Genomic DNA, 26993 nt, shown 5'->3' with positions numbered 1-26993 from the left:
GCTCACCTCGCCTGCGATTGCGGAGCGGCGGCAGGGCGCGGAACGATTTTGTCTCGTCCGTTCATGACGCCGGCAAACATGCCGGCGATCCCCTCCGGCTTGAAAAGCACCAAGACAACAAACGACAGGCCGAACCATAGCATCCATCCGGTGGTGAATGATCCGATGACGTCGCGTGCAAGGAAGAAGGCCACGGCACCAATGACGGGGCCCCAGAACGAGACAAGCCCGCCGCCCACCAATGTCATCATGACGACGTAGCCGGAATAGTGCAGACTCATCACGTCCGGGAAGGCGGAGGTCTGTGCCATCGCGAATAATCCGCCCGCGAGTCCCGATAAGGTCGTGGATACAACCAGGACCGCCGCCTTGTAGCGCCAGACGTCGTAGCCGACGAAACGAGCACGTGTTTCGTTCTGCTTTATGGCCTTCACCACCCGCCCAAACGGGGAATGCACGAGCCGCCACAGCAGGAACGAGACGACAGCAAAGACTGCCAGCACGAAGTAGTACAGCGCGATGTTGCTGCCAAGGTTGAACGTGGTGATGCCAAGCGAGGCGGGTAGCCTCTCAATCTTGAGCAAGCCATCTTCGCCGCCGGTTATCCGGTGTGCCTTGATCGCGATGAACCAGAAGATCTGCCCGAAAGCGATGGTCATCAACGCGTAATAGATGCCTCGCCTGTGCGAGATGAAGAGCGCCACAAAAGCGCCCGCTATTGCGGCCGCAAATGCAGCAACCGCAAGACAGACCCACAGGTTCGACGCGATGTTTGATTGCGCCAGACCGAATGCGTAGGCACCGATCCCGAAAAATGCGCCATGCCCGAACGACGGCAATCCCGCATGGCCCAGAACCAGATTGTAGGCCAGCGCATAGAGCGCAAAGATCAGGATCTCGACCCCGAGATATTGATAGAGGCCGACCCGCTCGATCCAGAACGGAACGGTTGCAAACAGGATCCATGTAACGAGCATCGCAGGCGTGAAGCTGGGAACCGTACGGGCTGCTGCCATATCAAGCCTCCAACACGCTTTTCTTGCCGAACAGGCCCCGTGCGCGGAGCGTCACGACGACAATTAACAACAGATACATGGACAGCATCGACCATTCGGAGGCATAGGCACCGGACAGCCCGACCACCATGCCAACCAGGAGCCCGCCCAGCGCCGCCCCCCAGAAGCTCCCGACACCACCGAGCACGATGATGAGAAATGCCGGGACAACGGCATCGACTCCCATATGCGGCCGGATTCCCCAAAGCGGCGCCATGATCACACCGGCGAACGCCGCGAGCATCGTGCCAAGGACGAACACCCAAACCCGCAATCGCGTCAGATCGATGCCGAGCGCCTGGACGATTTCGCTGTCATGGGCGCCTGCCTTGACCATCGCACCGAAACGCGTGCGTTCGACGATGAACCAGACGGCTCCCATGGCCACGATCGCCATGCCGGCAGCCCAGAAGCGATAGGTCGACCAGATCAGATCGAGCATGATAAAGCCGCCGGCCATGTCACGCGGTACCGGCATCATGTAGTCGCGCGTGCCCCAAACCACGCGGATCAACTCCTCCAGCACCATGGCAACACCAAAGGTGAGCAGAAGCCCATACAGCGGATCGCGCCCATAGGTGCGGCGCATCAATCGTTCAAGCGCAAGGCCAAAGGGCGCAACCAGGATCGGGGCTACGACAACTGCTGTGGCAAACCGCAAGCCAAGCGGCACACCCGCCCACGCGATCAGGACATCCGGCGGCAACGGTAGTTTCGCCCCACAAATGGCGTAGGCGAAGTACGCCCCGAGCGCGAACAACGAGCCATGGGCAAGGTTGATCTGCTCCATCAATCCGAGGATCAGCATGAAGCCAAGTGCAATCAGGGAGAAAAGCAAGCCGAGCGCTATACCGTTCAGCAAATGCGGAAGGAGATTGAGCAGCGACATAAGCGTTCATCTATTCCAATGAGCGAGCATGAGCGCCCGGAGAACGTTCCGGGCGCTCATGCGTAAGCTTTATGTGTCGAAGACTGGAACGTCGGCGAGCGCCTTCATCTTGCATTTCTCCAGTGAGGCTTCGTCCACCGCCGTTTCGGGCTTGGTCCAGCTGATGACCTCATACAGATCCGTCTTGTCGGCGGGTTTTGCGTTGCGGCGGGCAAGATAGATCGTCTGCTGCACTTGATGCGTCACAGGATCGATATACGCATCGAAATGCTGCATGCGGTCGGCAGCGAGCATCTTGTGCCCTTCCAACTGCTTGATCACAGCATGATTGCTGGTCGTACCGGCGCGCTCGATCGCGCGCAGCAGTTCGCGTGTCGCGATGTAGCCGTTGTAGGAGACATTCCCCGGCACCGGAATCGGCGACTGAGGATAGGTCGTTTGCCAGCGCTTGACGAATTCAGCAACGCCGGGGAGCGGCAAAAGATGATACCAATTGGTGCCAAAGACGCCGAACAGCGTATCTTCCGCGCCCCAGATATCGGGCCAATCCTGCTGATTGTTCACCCAGGCTGTTTTCTCTTCCAGCTTCAACGCACTGATCTGCTGACGTAGCGCCTTCATATCATCGCCGCCAACCGCCATCGCGACCACATCAGGCTTGGCCTGCTGCACCTTGAGGAGATAGGAGGTGAAGTCCCGGGTGTTCTGCGGGATCAGCAGATTGTCGATGATCTGTCCGCCGGCTTTCTCGACCTCGGCTTTGGTCGCGGCCGATGTCGTGTGCCCCCACACATAGTCGTTGGTCAGCAACAGCCACTTCTTGCCTATCTTCTGAACCGCGTTCTGGACGGCGGCCTTGGAAAAATTGGTGCCGTTCCCATCCCAGACAAATTTGATGCGCGAGCAGTTCTCACCTGCCTCACTCGGGGCCGACGAGTTGGTGTTGAAATAGACGGTGCCGTATTTATTCGCGACTTGCGTGATGGCATTGGCGACGCCCGAATGCACGGCGCCGATCAGAAAGCCGCACTGCTCCTGCGTAATGAAACGCTCCGCGATGCGTGTACCTGTCGCCGCATTGGTTTCGGTGTCGGCCGTCGTCCATTCAATCTTGCGACCGAGCACGCCGCCTTTTGCGTTGAATTCATCAATTGCGAGGCGAATGCCACGCATATCGTCCTGCCCGCTATTACCGTATTGGCCGCTGGCATCACAGGTGAGCCCCAACTTGATTGGCTTCTTTTCTCCCTGCGCCAGAACACGTGTGTGTTGCCATGGACCGAAAAATGTCGCTGTGGCAGACAGCAAGCCGCCCTTCACGAGGGCACGCCGGGATAGCCCGGACGTATCGCTACGTCGCTTCATTGTTTCCTCCTGGACTCGGCGGCTCTTTTATTGATGTCCGCGCATTGTACGGATTTAGAATAAACATTCCACGAAGTATGTAAAGTAGAATATACAAGTCAGAGAAATCGATGACCGCAAATACGAGCCAACCGCATGCCCACTAAAGCCAGAGCCCCCCAGCACGGCACTTATGAAAACCTCCGTCATGAGATCGCCCGCCAACATCCGGATTTTTCAGATCGCCTCCGGGTGATCGCTGAGTTTGCACTTGAGCATCCCACCGAGATGGCGCTCGGGACCGTCGCGGAAGTCGCACAGCGTGCGAAGGTTCAGCCGTCCGCCATTGTGAGATTTGCGCGTGCACTGGGCTATGGCGGCTTCACGGAATTGCAACAGGTGTTCCGTTCAAGGCTCGTCGCCAGCGTGCCACCGAGCTACAAGGAGCGCATCACCGGGCTGCGACGCGACGGCCGCTTTCAGGATGCGAACAATCCTCAGGCGGTTCTGACCCGCTTCGCGTCAGAAGGCATGGTCTCGCTCGAAAGCCTGCAGGACCGCGTAAGGCAGGCAGATCTTGCGCGCGCGATCGAACTGCTTGGCGCCGCAGAGACGATCTACGTCCTGGGCCTTGGCGGCTCTTTCCCGGTCGCAGCTCATCTGACCTATGTTTTGCGCAAACTCGGGCGCCGCGTTGTTATCCTTGATGGACTTGGCAGCGCGCTTGGCGACCAGGCCGCTTCGGCGACGCCCGTCGATGCGCTCGTTGCCATCAGCTTCAGGGTCTACAATCCCGACACAGCACGACTGTTTCCAGAGCTCGTAGCCCGCCGCTTGCCTGCCATTTCGATCACGGACAGCTTGCTCAGCCCCATCGTCGAGGGTGCCAGCGTCGTCTTCGAAATTCCGGATATGCCGGAAGCCGCACTCCGCACGATGGTTGCTCCCATGTGTCTCGCCCAAACACTGGCCGTCGGCCTCACGCTTACACTCGACTGAAGATAACTCTCATTTAACTGACAGGATGAAGTCATGTCCGCTCGTATGCTGGAAGGCCAGGTCGCACTTGTCACAGGTGCAGGTCGCGGGCTTGGCCGCGCCTTTGCCGAACGGCTCGCAGCCCTCGGTTGCCATATCGCTATTCACGGCATGCGCGAGCACGGCCCTTCCGAATTTGGTGGTACCGAAACGCTTACGGATGTCGCTCGATCGATAGCCGACAAACACAGCGTCCGCACTTTCAAGGTTCTCGGCGATCTTACGATATCGGAAGACATCGAGCGGGTCGTTCAAGTCACCGAGACCAATCTCGGCCCCATCGACATCCTCGTGCATAATGCCGGCGGTGACATCGCGGCTGCAGGCGGAAAGCCAAACCCAAATGATGTCGTAAATATCAAGGCCGAGGATGTGCGGGCCGTCATCGACCGTAATCTTCTTAGCACAATCTTCGTCTGCCAGCAGGTGGCGCGAGGCATGATGGATCGACGTCGGGGGCGTATCGTCAACATCGGCTCAGTTGCAGCATTCAAAGGACGCACAAATGCATCGATCTATGCGACGGCAAAAGCCGGCGCGATGCATTTTACTCGGTGTCTCGCCGACCAGATGCGAATCTATGATGTCACCGTCAACACGATCGCCCCTGGCGACACACGCACGGAGCGGTTTATGGCAACACGTACTGTCGATCCGGCGCGGCTGATCCAGGAAGGGTCGCTCGACCGGATTGCCACCATAGACGAGGTTGCGCGCGTCATTGAGTTATTCGCCGGACCTATGGGAGCGTTCGTATCGGGGCAGGTCATTCGCGTCGACGGCGGCGGCCAGCTCTGGCCGGCATGAGCTTCAAACTCTCAACTAGGTGACCATCGGGAATGCAGGAACCGCAATCAGTTTCGGTATTAGTTGCAAGCCGCTGCGCAACTTCGCCACGAAACCTGCGGCACCTTTTTCACAGGAGTCCGCTTTGCGCCAGGAGCGGACATAGACCTTGCAAGCGAATAAGTGACATCCCTTTGTCTCGCAAGCCGACGGATCGGCGGATGTGACCGCACCTATTGCGGCGAACAATGCGTGCCGCCCTATCTTCTCGGTGACACGCCAAGCCCCAGCGTTATCGTGGGTGGCGCAGCGCGCAGATCCGCCGCGTCCTGCAGGCGATCAGCGCCCGCAGCAGTCAATGGAAGTGAGTCGCCCCGTTAATATCGAAAATCGCACCGGAGGCGTAACCACTGCCAGCGCCACACAGAAACATCGCGGTCGCGGCGATCTCTTCCGCCTTCGCCATGCGCTTCAACGGATAGAGCGATGTGTCATAGCCCCTGCCCTCGGTCATCGCGGTCTCTACCGGCCCCGGCGCAATGCCGTTCACGAGGACGTTGCGCGGTGCGGCCTTGCTCGCCAGCCAGCGCACGAAGGAATGGATGCCGCCTTTGGCAAAGGCATAATGCGGCCCGGTGCGCAGGCCGCCCATCCAGCCGGCGACCGATCCGCACAGCACGATGCGGCCTTCGCCCGCCTCCATCATGCCGGGCAGGAAGGCGCGGGTCAGATTGATCGGCCCCTTCACATTGGCGCGAATGACGCGATCAAGCGACTCTTCCCAGTCCTCGGCCATCCAGTCGTCATGCGGTGCGATCGCCGCCGTATCGATCAGTCCATAGACCGGTCCAGTCTGCCTCGCGAGCGCCGTCACGTCAGGCCGCGAGCCGGTGTCGAGGCCGTAAATTTCAGAGCGGTCCGCAACCTCGGCACCGACGCGTTCGCGGATACGATCCTTGCCTGCGATATCGACCAGCACAAGCGTCGCGCCTTGCTGTGCGCATAGCTTCGCCGTAGCGCTGCCGATGCCGCCGGCCGCGCCCGCGATCACAATGCGCTGTCCGGTGAGATCGAATGGGGATTTTTCAGAAAACGTCATGACGATAATTCCCGCTTGTGTTCCACACCTCTGTAAACCCACGCAGGGTACGGTGTTCAATTCGGTTGACGTGACGACGGTCAGCGCGCCGGAGGCACGCCGCCATAGGTCGTCAGATGCGAACTCGCGAGCCACCCAGCATCAATCGGAAGATTGATCCCGGTAACCGCCGACGCGTCGTCGGACAGCAGAAACGCGACGCCGCGTCCGATTTCTTCCGGATCGACCATGCGTCCCAGCGCGGAGCCTTCGATCAGCAGTTTCGGATCTCGCGTCCCACGTTCGATGTTGGCGAGCACCGGTGGGGTTCCCACATAGCCCGGCGACACCGCATTGACCCGCACACCCGAACGGCCCCAATCGGCCGCGAGGCACGCCGCCATATGAACCGCCGCAGCCTTCGAGGGCGCATAGGCGTGTAACGGCGCTGTGCGCGATGCCGTGACCGAGCCGGTGATCACGATGCCGCCACGTCCGCGCTTGGTCATGCGCTTGCCGGCCGCGAGGCAGGACACGTAAACGCCGCGCAAATTGGCGGCGATCACTTTGTCGAATTCGGCGAGCGGCAGGTTCTCCGCGCGGCCGCCCGACTGGATCACGCCGGCATTGGCGAACAGCGCCTCAACCGGCGCCAGCCGCGCCTCGATATCCGTGAAAGCCGCTTCGGTCGCGTGTTCATCAGTCACGTCGAACGGCACTGAATCGGCGCCGATCTTCGCTGCTGATTCCTGATTGGCCTTCGCATTGATATCTGAAATGACGACGCGCCATCCGCGCTCGATCAAGATACCGGCTGTGGCCAGACCGATTCCGCTTGCTCCGCCCGTCACCACGGCGATGCGGCCGCGCCCTTCATCTCGTTTCATCGTTGCACTCCCGTTGTCCGTTTCTTGTTGCACGCAGCAAAGCTGCGCGGATGGCGACGGTGCTAGACCGCAAGATAGCGTTGCTTGATGTCCTCGTTGTGCCGGAGTTCGTCGATGGTCGCGCGATAGACGATCTGGCCCTTGTCGATCACCGTGGCATGGGTCGCGATACCCAGGCAGAAATGCATGTTCTGCTCGGCCAGCAGAATTGTGACGCCCATGCCGCGCAGCGTCTTGATGAGTTCGCCGATGGCCTGGACGATGATCGGGGCAAGGCCCTCACTTGGCTCGTCGAGCAGCAGCACATCGGGATTGCCCATCAGCGTACGGGCGATGGTCAGCATCTGCTGCTCGCCACCCGATAGCCGGCCGGCCAGGCGGTCCTTCATCGAGGCGAGGATCGGAAACACCTCATAGATGCGCTCGCGATTCCAGTGATGGTCGCCGCGCGGCCCCTTCTTGGCGGCGACGATGAGATTGTCATCGACCGTGTGGTCGGGGAACACCTGCCGGTTCTCCGGAACGTAGCCGATCCCCGCGCGCGCGATCCTGTACGACGGCCGACCAGCCAGTCCCTGCCCTGCGAGCGCAATCTTGCCGCGGCGGGGCGGCGCAAGGCCAGCGATCATCTTGAACGTGGTCGACTTGCCGGCGCCGTTACGGCCGAGCAGCGCCATGGTTTGCCCCTGCTCGACCGCGAGATCGACGCCGAACAGGATCTGGCTGGCACCATAATAGACGTCGGCCGCTTCGACATGAAGGAACGGGTCGGCCATCATGCCTCTCCCACCGCTGCGGAGAGATGATGATCGGCGCCGAGATAGGCGTCGATGACATCCTGATTGCGCCGGATCTCTTCGGCGGTGCCCTGCGCGAGCACGGCGCCGTATTTCAGCACATGGATCCTCTGGGCGATCTTGAACACAATATCCATGTCATGCTCGATGAAGAGCACCGTCATCTTCTTGACCTGCCACAGATGTTGCACCTTGCCGATCATGCGCCAGCGCTCATCCGGACCCATGCCCGCGGTCGGCTCGTCGAGCAGCAGCACCTTGGGCTCCATGGCAAGCGCAAGACCGATATCGAGCAGCTTCTGGTCGCCATGCGAAAGATTGCGCGAGAGCGTTCCGGCCTTGTCCGCGAGCCCGAGCAGTTCGATGATCTCGTCGGTCCGTGCCCTGGCTTCCGCGACGGGAAACCGCCGCAGGAAGGTCCATGACTTGCGCAAGTGAGAGATCACCGTCGCCATGATCGCCTCGGTGACAGTCAGGCTGGGAAAGATCTCGGCGACCTGAAACGCCCGCGTCATGCCAAGACGTACGACCTCAAGGCTCGATTTGCCGACGATATCCTGCCCGTCGAAAATGATCTTGCCGGAGTTCGGCCGGAACGCCCCCGAGATCAGGTTGAAGAACGTGGTCTTGCCCGCGCCGTTCGGTCCGATGATCGCCGTGAGCGAGCCATCGGGAAAATCGATCGAGACGTTGCGCGTGGCGTGAACACCGCCGAAGCGCTTGTCGAGGTTCTGCACCGAGAGCATCAGGCGATCCTCTCCTTGACGAAGGCCGCCTCTTTGGCGGGAGCCGCCCTGGCCTCTTTGCGTCGCTGCAGAAATTCGACGACGTAATCGGCGATGCCCTGCCGCAGGCCCAGCACGATGGCCAGAATAACGATGCCCAGCACCAGGCCGTGATATTCGGTGTAGATGGATACGAAATGCTCGAGCAGGCGCAGCAGGATGGCGCCGATGATCGGCCCGACGAAGAGCTGCGAGCCGCCGAGCATGATCATGAAGATGGCCTCGCCCGACGTCGTCCAAAAACCGAATTCCGGATAGGCGCCGGAGACGAACAGCGACAGCAGGATGCCGGCCACGCTGGCCATCGCACCGGCGAGGATGAACACGCCGAGCTTCATGCGAACGATATCGACGCCGAGGTAATTGGCCCGGTTCGGATTGTCACGGATCAGGCGCAGCGTATAGCCGAACGGCGACTGCCATACCTGACGCATGATCAGGATACAGACGACGAAGATGCAAGCCGAGAAGATATAAAGCGACACACCGCTGCTGAGATCGATGCCGAAGAACGGGGGCCGCGGAATGCCGCCGCGCAACCCCTGGTCGCCGCCGGTCAGGCTGACCCAGGTCAGGATGATTGAGTGGATGAACATCTGGAACGCCAGCGTGATGAAGGAGAAATAGATTTCCTTCAGGCGCACGCAGATCGCGCCGATCACCAGGGCAAGTACCGACGTACCGAGCACCGTGATGAGAATTGCGATTGGTATCGACACGCGGCCGGACTGCATCAACAGACCGAACATATAGGCGCCGGATACGAAGAAGGCAGCGTGTCCGAACGAGACCAGCCCCGTGAGCCCTACAAGGAGGTTCAGCGACATCGCCAGCAAGCCATAGGCCATCACATAGATGAGAAAGTCGCGCAGGGATGGCTTGGCGAAGATGAACGGTGCGACAATCAAAACGATCAGCACGGCAGCCGCAAAGAGCAGATCGCGCAGGAACCCTGCTTTCATCATCGCGCGATCTCCCGGCCGAGCAGACCGCTGGGCTTGACGATCAGAACGACGGCCATCATGCCGAACATGATCCCGTCAACGAAGAGCGGGAAGCCGATCGCTCCGAAGGCCCGCGTGAAGCCGATGAGCAACGCTGCGATCAGCGCGCCGACGATCGATCCCATCCCACCGATCACGGTGACGATGAAGCTTTCGATCAGGATCGATAGACCCATACCCGGCGTCAATGTGCGTGTCGGCGCCGCGAGGGAGCCGGCGATACCCGCCAGCATGCTGCCGACGCCAAACACGGCCGCGTAGAGCAGCGTCGTGTTGATCCCGAGTGCGCCGACCATCTGCGGATTGATGGCGAGGGCGCGGATGATCTTGCCGATCCGGGTCTTCTCGATTGCGAGCCAGAGCATCGCGCCGATCGACAGGCTCGCGACGATCATGAAGACGTAATAGGCCGGAACGAAGCCGCCGGCGAATTCAAGCGGCGGAAGCGCGAACACGTCGGGCATGCCCATCATCTTGTATTCCGGGCCGGCGATGATCTTCACCAGATCGTCGAAGATCAGGATGATGGCGTAGCAAACCAGCAACTGCATCAGGATGTCCTTGCCATACACCTTGCTGATGATGAACCGCTCAAAGATGACCCCGATCAGGCCTGCCCCGAGCGCGCCGGCCAGGAATGCCAGTAAAAAGCTCGATGTCGCCTGATAGGTGAAGAAGGCGATATAGGCGCCAGCCATATAGAACGCGCCATGGGCGAAATTGATGACGCCGAGCACGCCGAAGATCAGCGACAGGCCGGACGCCACCATGAACAGCAGCATGCCGATGATGAGCGCCGTCGATATCTGCGTCACGGCGCAGGCTGACGATGACAGGCAGGAGGCAAGGGCTTCGAGGTTCACAGCGCAGTCCTTTGATGGTCTGACCTTCGATGGTCTGAACGAGCCTGTTCCGGCCGCCGCGAACGGCAGGCCGGATGTGCGACGGAGCCGCCGAGCCCGTCGCCATGCGACGGGCCGCGTCATCTAGCGACGACGCCCGCAGACAGCTCAGGCGTAACCCTTTTCCTTCTTCCACTCCTTCTCGAGCTCGACGATCTTCGACCATTCCGTATCGACGTAATCGACCACCCAGGGTGACTTGCTGACCGTCTTGCCCCATGCGACGGGGTAATTGATGATCGTATGATCGCTGTCACGCATGGTGATGCCGGCACCGCCAAACGGCTTCTTCACCGTCATGCCGGAGATTTCCTTGGCCAGCGCAGAACTGTCGGTATTGCCGTTCGTGCGACGCAGCGCCTCGATAATGAATTGCGACGCCGCGTAGTTCTGCCACGCCCAGTTGGTCGGCTCGTGCGGCGCCACCTTGACATAGGCATCGCAGAAGGCGGTGTTCTCGGGTGAGCTCGGAAATCCGTTGTTATACCGATAGGCCGTGTTGAGTCCCTGCGGCAGGTTCTTGATGGCCGTCAGGATCGGCGGATCGCCAAGACCACCGGAGAAATAGGCGGTGTTCTGGAACAGGCGATACAGGTTCGACTGCTCGATAAACGCAACGAGATCGCCGCCCCACAGCGCCGAATAGACCGCCTGCGGCTTCACCTGCATCAGCTTGGTGATGCTCTCGGTGTAATCGGGCGCAAACAGTTTCGGCCAGAGCTGATCGACCACTTCGATCGACGGCTCGAACACCTTGGCGTATTGCAGAAATTCCGCGGTGTTGTCGCGGCCATAGGCGTAATCGGGCGAACAGGTCGCCCACTTCTTGAGCCCCTTCTCCTTGGCAATCTTCGCTGCGTAGCTACCACCTGCGACGGCATCATGGATGCCCTGTCGGGCGCATCTGAACACATTCTTGCTGAACTGCTTGGGGTCTGCCGTCAGCGACGAGGTTTCGCTGCAGGTATGGAGGCAAAGGATGCCGAGATCGCGCACGACCTCATGCACCGCGAAGCTGCCTGACGACGCCTCGCCATCGATGATGATATCGCAACCGTCATTATTGATGAGATCGCGCGTGACTTTGGCGGCTTCGTCGGGACGCCCCTTGGAGTCGCGGTCGACCACTTCGAACTTGCGGCCATTGATGCCGCCGGCTTCGTTGATCTGATTGAAAGCGAGCTGGACTGCAAACCGGCTGGACGTGCCGAGGATTGCAACGCGTCCCGACAGGATCGTCGGCAGGCCGATCTTGATGACTTTCGCCTGTGCACCTGCGATATGCGGCGCGCCGAATGCGGCAAGGCCTGCCATGGCGCCAGCGCCCTTGAGGACGCGTCGGCGTGAAATGCCCTTGGTCGTCTTGGTCATTGAACCCTCCCTGATTTTGATGTCCGGCTTTGCCGGTACAGATTTTATTATTTCCAGATCAGCGTCGTCTTGGTGGCTTACTCTCCTCACTCGGTCCTTTGGTCGATCAGCGCAATACGAAGATCGTGCAGCAGGAACGGCGCGCTGTCCAACGGACTTTCCGAATGCCTCGCGTAAATTCGCCGCAGCGAGGTCGGGGACCAATGCTGCGGCGCCGACTCCTCTTGCCCGCGGCTTTCGCTCCGTCGGCCGCGGCATGGGCAGCTAGCTCAGCGCGAAGCCGCGATAACCGCTTTGCGCAACGTCGTCACAGATCGAGGTGTAGCGCGCCAATCCACCGGCGTAGGGCATGAAGACACGCGGCTTGCCCGGTACATTGGCGCCAAGATACCAGGACGAGCTTGCCATGGGCAGCAGCGTCGCATCCGCGGCTTCGTTGACATGCGCAACCCACTTTTCGGTCGAGTCGGTATTGGCCTCGATCCGCTTTTGGCCGTTCGCGCGCATGTCGCGGATGCAATTGGTGATCCAGTCTACATGCTGCTCGATGGCAATCGGCATATTGCACAACACCGACGGGCTGCCAGGACCGGTGATGGTGAACAGATTCGGGAATTTCGGCGACTGCAGGCCAAGGTAAGTGCGCGGGCCGGCCGCCCAGGCATCCTTCAGCTTGATACCCTGGCTGCCGCTGATGTTCAGATTGACGAGTGGTCCCGTCAGTGCGTCGAAGCCTGTCGCGAACACGATGATGTCGAGCGCGTAGTCCTGCTTCGTCGTGCGGATGCCGTTCGCCGTCACCTCGACGATCGGTTCTGCCTTGAGATCGACCAGCAGCACATTGTCCCGGTTGAATGTTTCGAAATAGCCGCTGTCGATCGGCGGACGCTTCGTCGCAAAGCCATGATCGCGTGGCGTCAGCATCTCTGCGATCGCCGGATTCTTGACGACGGTCTTGATCTTGTCGCGGAGGAAGTCCGAAGCCGTGAGGTTTGCCTCGACGTTCTGCAGGACATCGGAAAACGATGCACGGAAGCGCAATCCGCCGCGCTCCCACGCCTTTTCATAGATCTCCTGCCGCTCCGCATTGGACACCGACAGCGCGGAACGCGTCGAGATCGTGAACGGATGTCCGTTGGTACCGGCGCGTGCCAGCCGCCAGATCTCGTCGTAATTGTCCCTTGTATGCTTGATGTCGTCCGCCGTCACCGGGCCGTTGCGCGCCGGAATGCTGTAATTTGCCGTACGCTGGAAAACCGTGAGATGTTTTGCCTGCTCGGCAATGACAGGTGCGGTCTGAATCCCGGTCGATCCGGTTCCGATCTGGCCCACACGCTTGCCGCTGAAATCGACGCCCTCATGCGGCCACAGGCCGGTATGGTACCATTGGCCCTTGAAGCTCGCGAGGCCCTTGATATCAGGCACATTGGCGGTCGAGAGACAGCCCACTGCCGTGATCAGGAATGGCGCGGAGAAGAACTGTCCGTTCTTCGTCTGCACCGTCCAGAGATTGGCATCGTCATCGAACGCGGCCGAGGTGACCTCGGTGTTCAGCCGGATATCGCGCTTGAGATCGAGCTTGTCGGCGACGAAATTCAGGTATTTCCGGATTTCAGGATGTTCGGGATAGCGCTCGCTCCAGCTCCACTCCTGCTCGATCTCCTTGTTAAAGGAGTAGCAATAGTAATAGCTCTCGGAATCGCAGCGCGCGCCCGGATAGCGGTTCCAGAACCAGGTCCCGCCGATGCCATCGCCCTTTTCAAGCACAACGACGTCGAGGCCGAGTTCGTCCCGTAATTTGTGCAACTGGTAGAGGCCTGAAAATCCGGCGCCGATAATGATCGCGTCACAGGCATGGCTCGATTGTTCGTTCACTGCAAAAGCAGTGCTCTCATTGCTCGCCAACGGTCGTCTCCCCGTTCGTTTATGAGCGGCTTCGCATGGCCGCGCTATTGCCTCGAAGGCTAGAGATTTGCCGGATGGCTTTCCATACTCTATCGTTCAAACCTGATGTGAATTTCCGTCACAAGAGAAAAACGTGAACCGCTACACAGAGATGCAGGTTTTCGTCAGGGCCGCGGAAGACGGCAGCTTCTCTGCAGCGGCCCGAAACCTTGCCATCACGCCGTCCGCAGTCAGCAAGCTGATTGCGCGGATGGAAGAACGGTTGGGCGCGCTGTTATTCCGCCGTGCGCACCGCAACATCGTCATGACTCCGGAGGGAGAGGTCTTCTATCGGGCGGCGCTTGCAGCCATCGAAGCCGTCGAGGCCGCTGACGCGACGATCTTCAGCGGCAAGCTCGGTCGCGAAACCCTGCGCATTCGCTCGATGCCGATCTTCGGACAGGTCATCCTCGCCAAGAAGCTCCCGGAGTTCTGCCGGCAGCATCCCGACCTTCAGGTTGAACTTCAGCTGCGGATCGATCCCGGGCCGCTACTCGACGAGGGAACCGACGTTGCGATTCATGTTGGGCACCTCAATGACTCCTCGCTCGTGGCCACGCGATTTACGAGCACGCGATGGATCATTTGTGCGTCGCCGAGCTATCTGGCCGAGTACGGCACGCCGTCACATCCCAACGAGTTAGCGGACCACGCCTGTCTCAATTTTCATTCGTCCATTGCCGCCAGCACATGGACCGTTCGCGGTGCCGATGGCTTGTCCACACCGCTCGCCGTCAAGAGCCGTGTACGCTCGAACCAGGCTTCGATCCTTATCGAGTTCGCGCGCGCTGGCCTCGGCATCGTGCGATTGGTCGAAGTCCAAATCGCCGACGATCTCGCCCAAGGCCGCTTGGTCGAGCTCTTTCCGGAACATCAGTGCCCGGAGGAACATCCCATCTATGCGGTGTATCAGAGCCGCCGACTGGTAAGTAACCGTGTCAGGGTCTTCTTGGACTTCCTCAAGACGAAACTACCCGATCCGCCGCCTTGGCGGTATTGGCGGGACCAATAGACGTCCGCTTTGCGCCACAAGCGGCCTGTCCAACTCAAAATAACTTAGTGCCTAAGCGTGACGTTAAGTTGCTCGCGGACGCGCATTCGGGCTCAACGGCGCCAATCAGATCGCACTCATGCAGAGACACTTAACCCCGAGATAGTCATCGATCCCGCCTAGCCACGCAGCGATCTCGCGAGAAATAAAGTCATCTCGCGCGTGTCAGGGTTCGAGCTTTGCTTCCTTCACAATGATCGACCAGCGGTCGACCTCCGAATTGATGAGTTGCTGCAGGGCCGTGCGGCCTTGCGCAGATGGCGCCTGCGCCGCCAGTTCGGCGAAGCGCGCCTTGACGTCTTCATTCTCGAGCGACTTGGCGAGCGCCGCTTCCAATCTGGCGATCACTTCGGGCGACGTGCCGGCAGGGGCCGCCAGCGCATTCCACACCTGCAGATCGAATTTCGGCAGATTGCTTTCGACGAAGGTCGGCACGTCAGGCGCCTGCATCAGTCGCTGCGGCCCGGTGACGCCGATGGCCCGCACCAGCCCGTTCTGATGCGCCGGAATCATCGTGACGGTTTGGTCGATCACCGCATCGATATTGCCAGCGATCAAATCCTGGATGGCAGGCCCCGAGCCACGATAGGGCACCAGCATCGCGTTGGTCTGCGTCAGATAGAGTAACATCGCTGCGGCGAGCTGCGCGGTCGAGCCCGCCCCGGATTGCCCGAAGGTGATGCGGTTGTTCGGCACCTTGAGGCGCTCGACCAGTTGGCTCAGATTCTCGATGCCGCTCTTTTTGCTAACCGAAAGCATCATCGGGACATTCGCGAACACGCCAATGCCGGTCAGGTCCTTGCGCGGATCGAAGCCCAGATTCGGGTACAGTGGCACGATCGCCGCCATCGAGCCCATATTGCCGAAATTGAGCGTGTAGCCGTCGGGTTTAGCCCGAACCACACGCTGGGTGCCGATCGTGCCGCCGGCGCCACCGACATTCTCGACGATCACCGTCTGTTTGAGTTCGGCGCCGAGCGCCTTGGCGAGAATGCGAGCCAGCACGTCCGTGGTGCCACCGGCCGCATAGGGCACGACTAGCGTGATTGGGCGGTCCGGATAGCTGTCCGCCCGTGCAGACGTAAGCGAAGCTGCGATCCAGAGCAGTGCAATAAACAGACGGCGCACGTGGAGCCTCCCCTTGATATTTGTCGATGGGCGCTTGGCGCGCCTTTGTCGTCCTTCTGGCATACTCGCCGGGGCTCCGTCCCATAGGCTGTTGCTCTGAGGGGTATAAGATCAGGCACCGGCCGCATCGCCATCGCTGGCAATGGCCAGCGAAGTTCGGTTCGGTGTAAGGAAACGAGCTTGCCCACATCTTCACTGGATCGATGCCTTGGAACTGAGACAGCTTCGCTACTTCGTCAACGTGGTCGACATGGGCAGCCTGTCGAAGGCCGCGGTGCTGCTCGCGGTGTCGCAGCCCTCGCTGAGCCAGCAGATCGCCGCGATGGAGCACGACCTGGGCGTGCCGCTTCTGCTGCGGAGCGCGACGGGCGTGAAGCCGACCGATGCCGGCGCCAAACTGTATCGTCATGCCCGCATCGTGTTGCGGCAGATGCAAGAGCTCGCGGCCGACATTGCTGACGAGGGCAGCGGCGCCGTCGGGCCCGTAGCCGTCGGCCTGCCCACCAGCATCGCCTCGGTGCTCGCCGTGCCGCTGGTGGAGCGCCTGCGGCACGACCATCCCGGCGTGAAGCTCCAGCTCTTCGAGAGCTTCAGCGGCTATCTCAACGAGCTGCTGGCCAATGGCCGCCTCGACATGGCCATCCTGTTTCGCGGCTCCGACGCGCCGGGCATGACCGTCAGGCCGCTGTTTACCGAGCAACTGTCCGTATTCGGCGCCCCAGGCATAGGCGATCCCGAAGCGACGACCTGCGATCTCGCATCCCTAGCCGATGTCCCGATGGTCCTTCCGGACAGAACCAACGGGCTGCGCCTTCTCGTCGAGCAAGCGTTCTCGGAAGCCGGCGTGCCGCTGAATGTGATGTCCGACATCGACTCCCTGCCGGTTATGATGAAACTCGTGCGCAACGGCACCGCCGCGACGATCAACTCCTCCGGGGTCGCCCGGGTCGCAGAAACACCCATCCTGTCGAGACGGCTGGTGAACCCCGCCATCAATCGCACCGTGGGACTCTGCCTGCCCACCGGCATTCCGCAGACCGCGGCCGCACTGGCTGCGGAGGAGACCATCCGCACACTGGCGCGCGAACATGCGGCGATCTGGGACAAGGCCACCGACTGACTCGCCATTGGTTCAGCCTATACCTGCGATGGCAAACCAGTATGCCCCCTGCGTGCACCGACGCGGCTAAGAGTGCGCGGAGCAAAACTGTCGGGACAGCAGATGGACCAAGAAAAGCGCGCTTTGCCCCTGTCGGGCGTCACCGTGGTATCGCTCGAACAGGCGATTGCTGCGCCCTTGGCCAGCCGACATCTCGCGGATTGGGGCGCCCGCGTTATCAAGATCGAGCGGCCGGGACGCGGCGATTTCTGCAGGGATTACGACTTCGTCCTGAACGGCATGTCGAGCCAGTTCGTCTGGACCAACCGGTCGAAGGAAAGCCTGGCGCTCGACATTAAGCAGCCGCAGGACCGCGACGCGCTGGAAAGCCTGCTCGCCGGCGCCGACGTCTTTCTGCAGAACCTGGCGCCGGGAGCGGCGCAGCGGCTCGGGCTGGATGCGAAGGCTCTGGTTGAGCGCTTTCCCCGCCTGATCGCCTGCGACATCTCCGGCTACGGATCGGGCGGGCCGTATAGCGACAAAAAGGCCTATGACCTGCTGGTGCAATGTGAGACCGGCCTGCTCTCGATCAACGGTTCGGAAGACCATCCCGCCAAGGGCGCCATCGCCATCGCAGATATCGCCACCGGCATGTATGTGCTGAACGGCGTTCTGATGGCGCTCTATGCGCGCGAACGCACCGGGCGCGGCACCGCCTTCGAGGTGTCGCTGTTCGATGCGATGACCGAATGGATGAGCTATCCCTCGCTCTATACAGCGGGCGCCGGAAAGCCGCTGAAACGGACCGGCATGCGCCACGCCACGATCGCGCCCTACGGTCCGTTTCGCGCCGGCGACGGCAAGACCGTGTTCTTCGGAATTCAGAATGAACGCGAATGGCTGTCGCTCTGCACGAATGTACTCGGTGATGCCGATCTCGCTAGCGATCCACGATTCGCAACCAATCCGGATCGCATGGTCAACCGCGACGAGCTCGAACGTCTGATCGAAAGCCGCATTGCCGGCACCACCAGCGACCAGTTGCTGGCCCAGTTGGAGCAGGCCTCGATCGCCAATGCGCGCCTCAACAGCGTCGAGGAATTTCTCGATCACCCGCAACTGCATAGCCGTCATCGCGTCGTCAATGTCGGTACGCCGAATGGCGCTGTCACCAGCTATCTCCCGGCCATCACGATCCCCGGCCTGACGCCGCAGATGGGTCCGGTCCCCGCGGTCGGGCAGCACACCGACGCGATCCTCTCTGAACTCCGAGAACGAGCCCGCTTATGACCGCCCCTCGACTGACGCGGACCTATCTTGCCGTACCGGCGCATCGCGAACGCATGGTCGAGCGCGCCGCGAGATCTGCGGCGGACGCCGTGTTTCTCGATCTCGAAGACGCTGTCCCCGTCGGCGAAAAGAACGCCGCCTTGCGGACGGCGATCGATGCCATCACGCGGCTGGACTGGGGGCGGAAGACCGTCACGGTTCGCATCAATGCGATCGACAGCCCGTCCATCGCGGAGGAAGTCGAAAAACTGTCCGGCCTCGCAAGACTGGACGCCGTCTTGCTGCCGAAAGCCGAACGCGTGGCCGATGTGATCGGCATCGGCGAGCGGCTGTCGCAGTATCGGGGCGGTCGAAACCATCCGCTGGAGCTTGAGCTCCTGATCGAAACGGCGCTCGGCGTGGTCAATGTCGATGCCCTCGCCGCTGCGCATGCGACGATCGCCGCGCTGCATTTCGGCGTCGGCGATTTCAGCGCCTCGATCGGCGCCCGCAGTGATGAGATCGGATTGTCCCCGCGCGACTACAGGCACCTCGCCTCCGCAGCGGAGGAGCACCGGGAAACAGCGCTCGATCTGTTCGCCTATCCGATGATGCGGATCCTGATCGCGGCGCGCGCCTTCCAGCTGAGGGCGATCGACGGGCCCTTTGGCACATTCCGGGACAACCAAGGCACGCTCGGCTCCGCGGTTAAGGCGGCAAGCATGGGCTATGACGGCAAGCAGGTGATCCATCCCGACCAGATCGAGCCGACGCGGTCCGCATTCGTCCCGTCAGCCAGCGACATCACTTCGGCGAAACGTGTCATCGAAGCGATGCGTGCCGCCGAACGGGACGGGCATGGCGCCGTGACACTGGACGGCCGGATGCTCGATCTCGCCAATGTGAGAATGGCCGAGCGCATCCTTCGCTTTGCGTCATAAAGGACTGGGCCCGGTTCGCTCGCGCTTGCTTCTCGCAAACACACGTTGCTGCATCGTCGGATGGCTTGCAACAGCCGCTGAGGACGAGAATTGACAGCGGTGCTGTCACGTGCACGCCCTCCCGGGACGACGCTTCCGGTCGCCGCCGAGTCGTCACACTTGGATGACGGATCTACCAGGTCTGATTCCGCGAATTGTCTCCAACGCCATAGCCGTAGCCGGGATAGGACTGCGATACCCCGCCTGCCCCGCCGACATAGCTGCCATAGGCATCACGCGGAGATGCGCGCCTCACCTGCCGGTTCTTGCGTGCCGCACTGATATCGGTGGATGTGACAGCCGCGGGCGCGCTGATCGATTGCGGATATGCGGGCGCCGATGCAGCAACTGCAGGCTGGGCTGCGCCAACGGCAATAACCACCAGACTCGCAAGGCCGCTGGCGCGGATGATCGATGGGAGCGTGAGTTTCTTCGTCGACATGGCATTGTCCTTTTTGTTGCGCGGCCTCTCGGCCTCGTTGCAAGCGACGAGACAGACATTGGGGCGCACATGCCCGTTACAACCGTGATGCTCGTAACAAGGCCGTGACGTGGCTACGGTACATTTGGAAACATGCGAGGGAGTGCGCGATATGAAATGGGCTGCCGTGATGGCCGTCGCGATGGCGATCGCATCTGCCGCCTCGGGCCAGGCCCTCAAGCTGATGGATCTCAAGGAGGTCGATCCGGCGCTGCTCAGGGATATCTACGGGACCTGGGAACTCCAGGACGCCAAGGGCAGGAAACGCTGCCGCGTCGTTTTGAAGAGCGAAAGCACTATCGGCGGCTCACAGATCGACGTGGCCAAGGACTGCGCCAGGACTTTCCCCGTCATGGACGAAATCGCGGCGTGGCGGCTCTATGAGGGTTGGACGATCGGCTTTGCCGACGCGACCCGCAAACTGCGCATCCGCTTCTCGACGCCGGACAACCGCTATGTGGCGGAGCCGGAGACCGACGGCATCTTCACCATCGTCAAGAAGTAGCGGCTCATCGCGCTGCCCCGGCCGGCATCGCGCCTGCCGAACCACCGCGAAAACACGCAGTCGGCTTAGTGAACCGTCGACAACCAGGCGCGGGCATCGCGCTGCGCGGCAGCGATTTCGACATCCGACATCATCTCGGCGACTTCGCGGCGCATCGGGATGGCGTCGACCCGGCCCTTGAGGGCAGCGAGGTTGAACCACTTGTGGGCGGCGACGAGGTCAACGATCCCCGAGCGACCCGACGCCCAGTACAGACCGCGCTCGAACAGCACGTCCTGGATGGCGGTCTCTGCGATCGGCATCGCAGCTTCAAAATCGATCTGCCCCTGAAACATCGGTCATTCCTTTTTTAGTTTTGCCGCCCCCAACCGAGCGCGGCTCCTGTCCGTTATTTGATGCAATCCCAACCGCCGTTTGCCGGCTTGTTGGGATCAATATGACCGATCAAATTTGAAGAGCAGTTTAAGTATCGGGATGAACGAAATCTGAAGAGCCGAAGCCGAAACCGGCTCATACGCCGCCAAAAACCCAGCATTTATGCGGGTTTTCTGCATTTTCGCGGAATTCGGTTTACCCTGCTGTTTGGGGATGCCGTAACCATCTCGGCAGCGTCGGCGACCAGGGATATTAAAAGGCCTGCTCCGCGCATGCCACGACGCCAATGCGAGATACGTCACAGCGAGCAGATCAAAAGCTATTCGGGATCGGGACATTCAAAGCGCCGGGGATGAACCGCACCGGCAAAAACGAGGGCGTCGGCAACACGTCAGGATCATATCTCATGTGGCCGGAGCCACCGATGAAACTGCGGACCAATGATCCGCACCGAATAAAGAACGCCAATCACGGAATGACCGGCTTCTTTGCCGGACCGGCTCGCGGGAAGAGCAAGCCCTGCCCCGGAGTGACGGTCCAGCCGTTTGACCTGATGTCTCGCCGACACCCTCTTTCGTCGACCAGAGCTGCGATCAATATCCGCTTCGAGAAGCAAATTGTCGTCGAGGCTCTCGTGACGTCGCCGGCGTTGCCACCGGCGTCGATCGTGGCAGAAGAAGTTACTTCTTCTTGGCGACCTTCTTGGTCTTCTTCGCGGTCTTCTTCACAGCGCTCTTCGCTGCCTTCTTGACGGTCTTCTTGACTGCCTTCTTCGTAGCTTTCTTGGCCATGTTGCCCTCCATAAAGAGATGACTTGATCGCTGCGTGCACTCGGGAATCGAAATGCACTTCATCCCGAATACACCAACGATTTCAAAAGAACAGTCTCTCGCTTAAGGAAGTGTTGATGAGCGCAACGCGCCACTTCCCCCACGGGCTCAGTCACAACTTGAAATCCGGCATGCGGGGCGGCGCGAGAAACGCCCGGAAACGCTGCGTCCACAAATGTCAAGATTGCAGAAAGTGCTTATTTTTTCCGAGCGCCCGCGATTCGTACTACCAAACAACTACACAAACTTTTGCCGCTCCCAGACGTGAGTCGGGGCACTCAAAACAGGTGCTGCGGACTCTGAGTCGGTATTTTTGGCAATGAAAATATTTTTCGGGAAAACGCGTTCGCGACTTATCGGTGCTGGCCACAACCGCACTTTCTGTCGACTGACGGCATGCCGATTCGCGATCTAATTCCGCGCGCGCGACCGTTCATCGCCCACGTTACGACGCGCCAACGCGGTCCGCTGAAACGAAAACGGCGCCGCTCAAGGCGGCGCCGCGGTCATCGAAAGGGTAATTGTCAGATCCCGAGTTTGCTCTTGAGGATGTCGTTGACGACCTGCGGATTGGCTTTGCCGCCAGATGATTTCATCACCTGGCCGACGAACCAGCCCATCAGCGCCGGCTTGGCCTGCGCCTGTGCGACCTTGTCGGGATTGGCTGCGATGATGTCGTCGACCACCTTCTCGATCGCGCCGGTGTCCGTCACCTGCTTCATGCCGCGCTCTTCGACGAGCGCGCGCGGGTCACCGCCTTCCGTCCAGACGATTTCGAACAGGTCCTTGGCGATCTTGCCGGAGATCACGCCTGCCCCGATCAGGTCGATGATGGCAGCCATCTGTGCCGCCGACACCGGCGACGACGCAATGTCCTGGCCTTCCTTGTTGAGGCGCCCGAACAGTTCATTGATCACCCAGTTGGCGGCGAGCTTGCCGTCGCGTGCTTTGTCGGCAAGCCCGGCGAGCGTCGTCTCGAAGAACTCAGCACTCTCGCGCTCGGCCACCAGCACGGCGGCGTCATAGGCTGACAGGCCAAACGCGCTGATGAACCGCGCCTTCTTCTCGTCCGGCAGTTCCGGCAGTTCGGCTTTCAGCGCTGCGACGTATTCTTCGCTGAATTCCAGCGGCAGCAGATCCGGATCCGGGAAATAGCGGTAGTCATGCGCGTCTTCCTTGGAGCGCATCGACCGCGTCTCGCCCTTGTTGGGGTCGTAGAGCCGCGTCTCCTGCTCGATCACCCCGCCGTCCTCGATGACGGCGATCTGGCGCCGCGCCTCGTAGTCGATGGCCTGGCCGATGAAGCGGATCGAATTGACGTTCTTGATCTCGCAGCGGGTGCCGAACGGTTCGCCTGGCCGGCGGACCGAGACGTTGCAGTCGGCGCGCAGATTACCCTTCTCCATGTCGCCGTCGCAGGTGCCGAGATAGCGCAGGATGGTGCGCAGCTTGCTGACAAGGGCCTGCGCCTGTTCCGAGGAGCGCATGTCGGGCTTGGAGACGATCTCCATCAGCGCCACGCCGGACCGGTTGAGATCGACGAAGGTCTGCGTCGGGCTCTGGTCGTGCAGCATCTTGCCGGCGTCCTGCTCCAGATGTAGCCGCTCGATGCCGACGGTGGCGGTCTCGCCGTCGGCCAGTTCGATCGTGACCTCGCCCTCGCCGACGATCGGCGACTTGTACTGGCTGATCTGGTAGCCCTGCGGCAGGTCCGGAAAGAAGTAGTTCTTGCGATCGAAGATCGAGCGCCGGTTGATCTGCGCTTTCAGGCCGAGCCCGGTACGGACCGCCTGCTTCACGCATTCCTCGTTGATGACCGGCAGCATGCCCGGCATGGCCGCATCGACCAGCGAGACATGGCTGTTCGGCGATCCGCCGAACTCCGTGGACGAGCCGGAGAACAGCTTGGCGTGAGAATTGACCTGGGCGTGGATTTCCAGACCGATGACCATTTCCCAGTCGCCGGTGGCGCCCTTGATGAGCTTCGAAGGTTTGACAGGTGCGTTCATGGAGCGGTTTCTACCGCGACACGAGGCGCGGGAAAACCCCTCCTCGCGCGTTCCCGCAGCATTGCCACGGCACGACCGGGCCGGTCTTTCGAGCGTCAGCGGGCCACGGCGATGACGTGATCCTTGATTGCCGCAGGCTTCGGCAGCAGCTTGCTGCCCACCAGCCAGTCATTCAGGCTCTCCAGCGCCACCAGTTCCTTCTCGCCGACGGGAACGGGTTCGTCGTTCCGGTAATTTGCCACCCGGGTGGCGACCGCGGGGCTGAGCTTCAGCTCCTGCACCCACAGGCGCGCGGCTTCCTCGCGATTCTGCTGAGCCCACCGCGCCGACTCCCGCAGATCCTCCAGGACATCCTTCAGAATATCCGGATGCTCCGCGGCAAACGGCGTCCGCACGACATAGACAACAGCGTTCTGCGAACCGAAATCGCTCGCCTGCGCAATCACGCGGGCATCCCCGTCGACCAGCGCGGTCGGAAAGAAGATGCTCCAGGCTGACCATGCGTCCACATGGCCGTTGGCGAAGGCGGCAGCGGAATCCACCGGGCTGAGGAAAGCGCGCTTGACCCCCGAGGACGGCACACCCGCCTTTTCCAGGGCCTTGGTCAGTTGATAGTCGCCGGTGCCGCCACGATTGACTGCCACCGAGCGGCCGGCGAGATCCGCGACGGTCTTGATGTCCGCCCCGTTCCTCACCACGATGCCCGAGGAATCCCCGGCATCCCACTGATAGGCAAAGAGCGAAATCGGTGCGGTGCCGACCAGCGACGAGATTGCCGCGCTTGAACTTCCGATCGTGATGTCGATCGCATTGGCATTCAAGGCTTCCGCCGCCGGCGCATAGGCGATGAACGGCCCGACCCAGGCAACCTTGACGTTCCTGGCCGCCAGACGCTTCTCCAGCGTGCCGCGCAGGCGGCTGATCGACAGCGGTTCAGGTCCGCGCAGGAAGCCGAGCCGAACTGTCACCGGCGTCGCCGGAGATGCGGCCACGCTCGCTGACGTGGAGGCAAGCCCGATCAGAAACGCGGCGACAGCCGCCCGCAGGAAAGTAGAGCGCAACATCGTCAACCTCGTGCAGCGTTGAAGAAAGGACCGATCGGATGTGCCGTTTGTCGCCGGTCACCACGATCGAAAGGAAGCAGCGGCAGCAGCAGGTCCGCCACGCGGTAGGTTTCCTCGAGCAGAGGCTGGCCAGAGACGATGAAAGTGTCGAAACCGACATCGCGATATTCCAGGATGCGTGCCGCGACCGTTTCCGGATCTCCGACGATGGCGGTGCCCGGCCCGTTCCGCACCAGTCCGAAGCCGGCCCAGATATCCGGATAGATCTCCAGCTCCTGCGCGTGTTTAGGCTTCCGCGTGCCGACAATCTCTCGCATCCGGCGCTGGCCGACGGAGTCGGAGGCGGCATTGCGCGCCTGGGCGCCCTGCACCGCAGTGTCGTCCATGCGATCAAGCAGCCACTGTGCAGCGTCCCAGGCTTCCTGCTTCGTCTCGCGGACGATCAGATTGATCCTGATGCCGAATTTCACGTTGCGACCGAGCGCCCTGGCACGCTCGCGCACCACCTTGATCTTCTCCGCAGCCTGGGGCGGCGGCTCGCCCCATGTCAGATAGGTGTCGGCATGGCGCGCCGCGACGGACAGCGCGGGCTCCGACGAACCGCCGAAGAACAGTGGCGGATACGGCTTCTGCACCGCAGGCAATTTGAGTTGGGCGTTGCGCAGGTTCAGGTACTTGCCCTGGAAATCGACCACCTCGCCCATCATCAGCCGGCGATACAGGCCCCAGTATTCGTCGGTGAGCGCGTAGCGTTCGTCATGAGCGAGCTCGATGCCGTAAGGCGGCATCTGGTGCTGCTCGCCGGTGACCATGTTGAGGATCAGTCGGCCGTCCGAAAACTGGTCGAAGGTCGCCGCCTTCTGCGCCAGCATCAGCGGCGCGACGATGCCCGGATGCACGGCAACGATGAACTTCATGCGCTTGGTGAGCGGGATCAGCGACGCGCCCAGAACCCAGGCATCATGCTCGCCGCCACCGGTCGCCAGCAGCGCGCCCGTATAGCCGAGCTGATCGACCGCGCGTGCGATCTGCGCGAGATAGTCATGATCGACCGGGCGCCGGCCCTTGGCGTTCCAGGGATACGCGCCATCTTGCGGGATCAGGTACCAATAGATCTCCATCGTAACCTCCCAGCCTTACTTGAGCAGCTCATGCGCGAGCGCGAGCGGCTCCGGGTTGATCCAGCCGGCCACGTCGAAATCCCTGACGATGAAGCCGTGGCGCAGCAGGAAATCCTTCTGGCTTGCCAGGCCCCGTTTCCTCACATCCGAGAGATCGAGCCCGAAACTTCGCGGCGCGGCCGATCCATAGGCCGCGCGCGCCTCGTCGGCCGAGCGCCCGACCTCCTTGCCGATGATGTCGAACACCTCGGCCGGATGCCCCTGTGCCCAGTGCGATGCCCGCAACAGCACTGCGAGATAGCGTGCCACCAGATCCGGGCGCTCGAGCGCGGTGCGCCGATCGACCGTCACCGGCCGCGGATTGCCGTTGTTGACGCGCAGCAACGGATCGTCCTGCTCCGCCAGATTGATCAGCGACCGCAGTCCATGCGTCCCCACGGTTCCGAGCCCCGGCGCGCCCTTCACATAAATGGCATCGACCTCACCGCGCGCGAGCGCGGCGGCTTCGAGCTCGTGAAAGCGGCCATTGGCGACGCCAGCCGCCACGGCGAATGTCGGCTGATCGCTGGTGATATCGACGAGTTCGCTGTCCGCGAGGTGCAGCCCGGCAATCCCGAGACCGGTCTCGATGCCGCGTAGCGACATGGCGCGCGCGAAATCGACGCGTTGGCCGTCTTGCCGCGGCAGACCGATCCTTCTGCCGCGAAGGTCGGCCAGAGAATGAATGTCCGAATCCGCGCGAACGACGATGGCCTGGTATTCATCTATCCACGTCAGCGCCACGGTTACCGTGTCGCGTCCTTCGGACCGCGCCCAGATCGCGGGAATGTTGCCGCCTTCGCGAAACAGGCCGGGCAGCGAATGATCGAAATGCGAAATGTTGACGCGCGGATCTTCGGAATCGCGGATCGATCGAAGTACGATTCCGGACGTCGCGAATTCATCGCGCAGCAGCCCTAGATCAAGCGCTATGCCGGACGCCGTCGGCACAGGACAACGCGTGTACCAGAGCTCATTGACGGAGGATGATTTTTCAAACTCACGCGTTGCCAGACGTTCCGTCGTTACAGTCATCGGCATCTCCTGTAAGTAAATCGAGCGCGTTGCGAAACTTCGATAGACCATCATCAATGGATGAACGACCGAAAAAGAGCGTCGAAGTGTAGTTTGAAATGAACACGCTGCTATCAGGAGAGATGTA

The 26993-nt window shown here is 61.2% G+C and carries 25 protein-coding genes; 7 read left to right on the top strand and 18 right to left on the bottom strand.

The features are described 5' to 3' along the window. Positions 1–2: 2 nt before the first annotated feature. The 3 genes from CHC01_RS07835 to CHC01_RS07825 all read right to left on the bottom strand — a co-directional run bounded on the left by CHC01_RS07835 (position 3) and on the right by CHC01_RS07825 (position 3309). Positions 3–1016, bottom strand: coding sequence for a branched-chain amino acid ABC transporter permease (locus CHC01_RS07835; protein ID WP_089263801.1), 1014 nt, complete (start codon positions 1014–1016; stop codon positions 3–5). Position 1017: 1 nt separating this feature from the next. After that, positions 1018–1944, bottom strand: a complete 927-nt coding sequence (locus CHC01_RS07830) for a branched-chain amino acid ABC transporter permease (protein ID WP_244558269.1) — start codon at positions 1942–1944, stop codon at positions 1018–1020. Positions 1945–2013: 69 nt separating this feature from the next. Beyond that, the gene (locus CHC01_RS07825) at positions 2014–3309 is read right to left on the bottom strand and encodes an ABC transporter substrate-binding protein (RefSeq protein ID WP_089263800.1); all 1296 of its coding nucleotides are present in this window, start codon (positions 3307–3309) and stop codon (positions 2014–2016) included. Between the two features lie 135 nt (positions 3310–3444). Here CHC01_RS07825 and CHC01_RS07820 point away from each other — a divergent pair, with 135 nt between their 5' ends. Together CHC01_RS07820 and CHC01_RS07815 are read left to right on the top strand one after the other, a co-directional pair. Then, a complete protein-coding gene (locus tag CHC01_RS07820; protein ID WP_089263799.1) occupies positions 3445–4287 on the top strand; it encodes a MurR/RpiR family transcriptional regulator in 843 nt (280 codons plus the stop codon). 45 nt (positions 4288–4332) lie between these two features. After that, entirely contained in the window at positions 4333–5133 is an 801-nt protein-coding gene (locus tag CHC01_RS07815; protein WP_244558267.1) for an SDR family NAD(P)-dependent oxidoreductase, read from the top strand. 334 nt (positions 5134–5467) lie between these two features. On the opposite strand, the gene CHC01_RS07810 is transcribed toward CHC01_RS07815, so the two are convergent. The 8 genes from CHC01_RS07810 to CHC01_RS07775 all read right to left on the bottom strand — a co-directional run bounded on the left by CHC01_RS07810 (position 5468) and on the right by CHC01_RS07775 (position 13841). Then, the gene (locus CHC01_RS07810) at positions 5468–6211 is read right to left on the bottom strand and encodes an SDR family NAD(P)-dependent oxidoreductase (protein WP_089263797.1); all 744 of its coding nucleotides are present in this window, start codon (positions 6209–6211) and stop codon (positions 5468–5470) included. Positions 6212–6291: 80 nt separating this feature from the next. Further along, positions 6292–7077, bottom strand: a complete 786-nt coding sequence (locus tag CHC01_RS07805) for an SDR family NAD(P)-dependent oxidoreductase (protein WP_089263796.1) — start codon at positions 7075–7077, stop codon at positions 6292–6294. Positions 7078–7139: 62 nt separating this feature from the next. Continuing rightward, entirely contained in the window at positions 7140–7853 is a 714-nt protein-coding gene (locus CHC01_RS07800; RefSeq protein WP_089263795.1) for an ABC transporter ATP-binding protein, read from the bottom strand. Then, on the bottom strand, positions 7853–8620 hold the full coding sequence (locus CHC01_RS07795; protein ID WP_089263794.1) for an ABC transporter ATP-binding protein: 768 nt from the start codon (positions 8618–8620) through the stop codon (positions 7853–7855). The genes CHC01_RS07800 and CHC01_RS07795 overlap by 1 nt, the downstream gene beginning before the upstream one ends. Continuing rightward, on the bottom strand, positions 8620–9624 hold the full coding sequence (locus CHC01_RS07790) for a branched-chain amino acid ABC transporter permease (RefSeq protein WP_244558266.1): 1005 nt from the start codon (positions 9622–9624) through the stop codon (positions 8620–8622). Before CHC01_RS07790 ends, CHC01_RS07795 begins: the two co-directional genes overlap by 1 nt. Then, the gene (locus tag CHC01_RS07785; RefSeq protein WP_089263793.1) at positions 9621–10526 is read right to left on the bottom strand and encodes a branched-chain amino acid ABC transporter permease; all 906 of its coding nucleotides are present in this window, start codon (positions 10524–10526) and stop codon (positions 9621–9623) included. Before CHC01_RS07785 ends, CHC01_RS07790 begins: the two co-directional genes overlap by 4 nt. Positions 10527–10673: 147 nt before the next feature. Continuing rightward, positions 10674–11936: an ABC transporter substrate-binding protein gene (locus tag CHC01_RS07780; RefSeq protein WP_089263792.1), complete on the bottom strand. Its 1263-nt coding sequence runs from the start codon at positions 11934–11936 to the stop codon at positions 10674–10676. A 264-nt stretch (positions 11937–12200) separates the two neighbouring features. Continuing rightward, a complete protein-coding gene (locus tag CHC01_RS07775; RefSeq protein ID WP_283805442.1) occupies positions 12201–13841 on the bottom strand; it encodes a flavin-containing monooxygenase in 1641 nt (546 codons plus the stop codon). Between the two features lie 133 nt (positions 13842–13974). Here CHC01_RS07775 and CHC01_RS07770 point away from each other — a divergent pair, with 133 nt between their 5' ends. Beyond that, complete coding sequence (locus CHC01_RS07770; RefSeq protein WP_089263791.1) at positions 13975–14892, top strand: LysR family transcriptional regulator; 918 nt, start codon at positions 13975–13977, stop codon at positions 14890–14892. 204 nt (positions 14893–15096) lie between these two features. Here CHC01_RS07770 and CHC01_RS07765 read toward each other — a convergent pair whose 3' ends face one another. After that, positions 15097–16059: a Bug family tripartite tricarboxylate transporter substrate binding protein gene (locus CHC01_RS07765; RefSeq protein ID WP_089263790.1), complete on the bottom strand. Its 963-nt coding sequence runs from the start codon at positions 16057–16059 to the stop codon at positions 15097–15099. Positions 16060–16267: 208 nt separating this feature from the next. On the opposite strand from CHC01_RS07765, the gene CHC01_RS07760 reads away from it, so the two are divergent. From CHC01_RS07760 to CHC01_RS07750, 3 genes are all read left to right on the top strand, one after another. After that, on the top strand, positions 16268–17179 hold the full coding sequence (locus CHC01_RS07760; protein ID WP_068734838.1) for a LysR substrate-binding domain-containing protein: 912 nt from the start codon (positions 16268–16270) through the stop codon (positions 17177–17179). Between the two features lie 102 nt (positions 17180–17281). Further along, positions 17282–18448, top strand: a complete 1167-nt coding sequence (locus tag CHC01_RS07755; RefSeq protein WP_089263788.1) for a CaiB/BaiF CoA transferase family protein — start codon at positions 17282–17284, stop codon at positions 18446–18448. Beyond that, on the top strand, positions 18445–19368 hold the full coding sequence (locus CHC01_RS07750; RefSeq protein WP_089263787.1) for an HpcH/HpaI aldolase/citrate lyase family protein: 924 nt from the start codon (positions 18445–18447) through the stop codon (positions 19366–19368). The genes CHC01_RS07755 and CHC01_RS07750 overlap by 4 nt, the downstream gene beginning before the upstream one ends. 172 nt (positions 19369–19540) lie before the next feature. On the opposite strand, the gene CHC01_RS07745 is transcribed toward CHC01_RS07750, so the two are convergent. Then, positions 19541–19849, bottom strand: coding sequence for a hypothetical protein (locus CHC01_RS07745; RefSeq protein WP_141137059.1), 309 nt, complete (start codon positions 19847–19849; stop codon positions 19541–19543). 151 nt (positions 19850–20000) lie between these two features. On the opposite strand from CHC01_RS07745, the gene CHC01_RS07740 reads away from it, so the two are divergent. Beyond that, positions 20001–20393: an AprI/Inh family metalloprotease inhibitor gene (locus CHC01_RS07740; protein WP_089263785.1), complete on the top strand. Its 393-nt coding sequence runs from the start codon at positions 20001–20003 to the stop codon at positions 20391–20393. A 65-nt stretch (positions 20394–20458) separates the two neighbouring features. Here CHC01_RS07740 and CHC01_RS07735 read toward each other — a convergent pair whose 3' ends face one another. The 5 genes from CHC01_RS07735 to CHC01_RS07715 form a co-directional block, all read right to left on the bottom strand. Beyond that, the gene (locus CHC01_RS07735; RefSeq protein ID WP_068732448.1) at positions 20459–20728 is read right to left on the bottom strand and encodes a hypothetical protein; all 270 of its coding nucleotides are present in this window, start codon (positions 20726–20728) and stop codon (positions 20459–20461) included. Between the two features lie 1394 nt (positions 20729–22122). After that, a complete protein-coding gene (gene gatB, locus CHC01_RS07730) occupies positions 22123–23607 on the bottom strand; it encodes an Asp-tRNA(Asn)/Glu-tRNA(Gln) amidotransferase subunit GatB (RefSeq protein ID WP_089263784.1) in 1485 nt (494 codons plus the stop codon). Between the two features lie 95 nt (positions 23608–23702). Continuing rightward, a complete protein-coding gene (locus CHC01_RS07725; protein ID WP_089263783.1) occupies positions 23703–24671 on the bottom strand; it encodes an aliphatic sulfonate ABC transporter substrate-binding protein in 969 nt (322 codons plus the stop codon). A gap of 2 nt (positions 24672–24673) precedes the next feature. Next, complete coding sequence (locus tag CHC01_RS07720) at positions 24674–25792, bottom strand: LLM class flavin-dependent oxidoreductase (protein ID WP_089263782.1); 1119 nt, start codon at positions 25790–25792, stop codon at positions 24674–24676. A gap of 15 nt (positions 25793–25807) precedes the next feature. Continuing rightward, complete coding sequence (locus CHC01_RS07715) at positions 25808–26866, bottom strand: ABC transporter substrate-binding protein (protein ID WP_176454527.1); 1059 nt, start codon at positions 26864–26866, stop codon at positions 25808–25810. Between the last annotated feature and the right edge of the window lie 127 nt (positions 26867–26993).

Origin of the sequence: Tardiphaga sp. OK246, from assembly GCF_900188215.1 — a bacterium.
GTDB classification, from domain to species: domain Bacteria; phylum Pseudomonadota; class Alphaproteobacteria; order Rhizobiales; family Xanthobacteraceae; genus Tardiphaga; species Tardiphaga robiniae.
Note: the sequence above shows the minus strand (reverse complement) of the source record. Positions and strands in the feature narration are given on the sequence as shown.

Coding starts and splice junctions, on each gene's coding strand:
- CHC01_RS07740 (WP_089263785.1), top strand. CDS start 20,001: ATGAAATGGGCTGCCGTGATGGCCGTCGCGATGGCGATCGCATCTGCC.
- CHC01_RS07795 (WP_089263794.1), bottom strand. CDS start 8,620: ATGCTCTCGGTGCAGAACCTCGACAAGCGCTTCGGCGGTGTTCACGCC.
- CHC01_RS07745 (WP_141137059.1), bottom strand. CDS start 19,849: ATGTCGACGAAGAAACTCACGCTCCCATCGATCATCCGCGCCAGCGGC.
- CHC01_RS07750 (WP_089263787.1), top strand. CDS start 18,445: ATGACCGCCCCTCGACTGACGCGGACCTATCTTGCCGTACCGGCGCAT.
- CHC01_RS07830 (WP_244558269.1), bottom strand. CDS start 1,944: ATGTCGCTGCTCAATCTCCTTCCGCATTTGCTGAACGGTATAGCGCTC.
- CHC01_RS07815 (WP_244558267.1), top strand. CDS start 4,333: ATGCTGGAAGGCCAGGTCGCACTTGTCACAGGTGCAGGTCGCGGGCTT.
- CHC01_RS07780 (WP_089263792.1), bottom strand. CDS start 11,936: ATGACCAAGACGACCAAGGGCATTTCACGCCGACGCGTCCTCAAGGGC.
- CHC01_RS07810 (WP_089263797.1), bottom strand. CDS start 6,211: ATGACGTTTTCTGAAAAATCCCCATTCGATCTCACCGGACAGCGCATT.
- CHC01_RS07790 (WP_244558266.1), bottom strand. CDS start 9,624: ATGATGAAAGCAGGGTTCCTGCGCGATCTGCTCTTTGCGGCTGCCGTG.
- gatB (WP_089263784.1), bottom strand. CDS start 23,607: ATGAACGCACCTGTCAAACCTTCGAAGCTCATCAAGGGCGCCACCGGC.
- CHC01_RS07825 (WP_089263800.1), bottom strand. CDS start 3,309: ATGAAGCGACGTAGCGATACGTCCGGGCTATCCCGGCGTGCCCTCGTG.
- CHC01_RS07835 (WP_089263801.1), bottom strand. CDS start 1,016: ATGGCAGCAGCCCGTACGGTTCCCAGCTTCACGCCTGCGATGCTCGTT.
- CHC01_RS07755 (WP_089263788.1), top strand. CDS start 17,282: ATGGACCAAGAAAAGCGCGCTTTGCCCCTGTCGGGCGTCACCGTGGTA.
- CHC01_RS07800 (WP_089263795.1), bottom strand. CDS start 7,853: ATGGCCGACCCGTTCCTTCATGTCGAAGCGGCCGACGTCTATTATGGT.
- CHC01_RS07820 (WP_089263799.1), top strand. CDS start 3,445: ATGCCCACTAAAGCCAGAGCCCCCCAGCACGGCACTTATGAAAACCTC.
- CHC01_RS07715 (WP_176454527.1), bottom strand. CDS start 26,866: ATGACTGTAACGACGGAACGTCTGGCAACGCGTGAGTTTGAAAAATCA.
- CHC01_RS07735 (WP_068732448.1), bottom strand. CDS start 20,728: ATGTTTCAGGGGCAGATCGATTTTGAAGCTGCGATGCCGATCGCAGAG.
- CHC01_RS07720 (WP_089263782.1), bottom strand. CDS start 25,792: ATGGAGATCTATTGGTACCTGATCCCGCAAGATGGCGCGTATCCCTGG.
- CHC01_RS07805 (WP_089263796.1), bottom strand. CDS start 7,077: ATGAAACGAGATGAAGGGCGCGGCCGCATCGCCGTGGTGACGGGCGGA.
- CHC01_RS07725 (WP_089263783.1), bottom strand. CDS start 24,671: ATGTTGCGCTCTACTTTCCTGCGGGCGGCTGTCGCCGCGTTTCTGATC.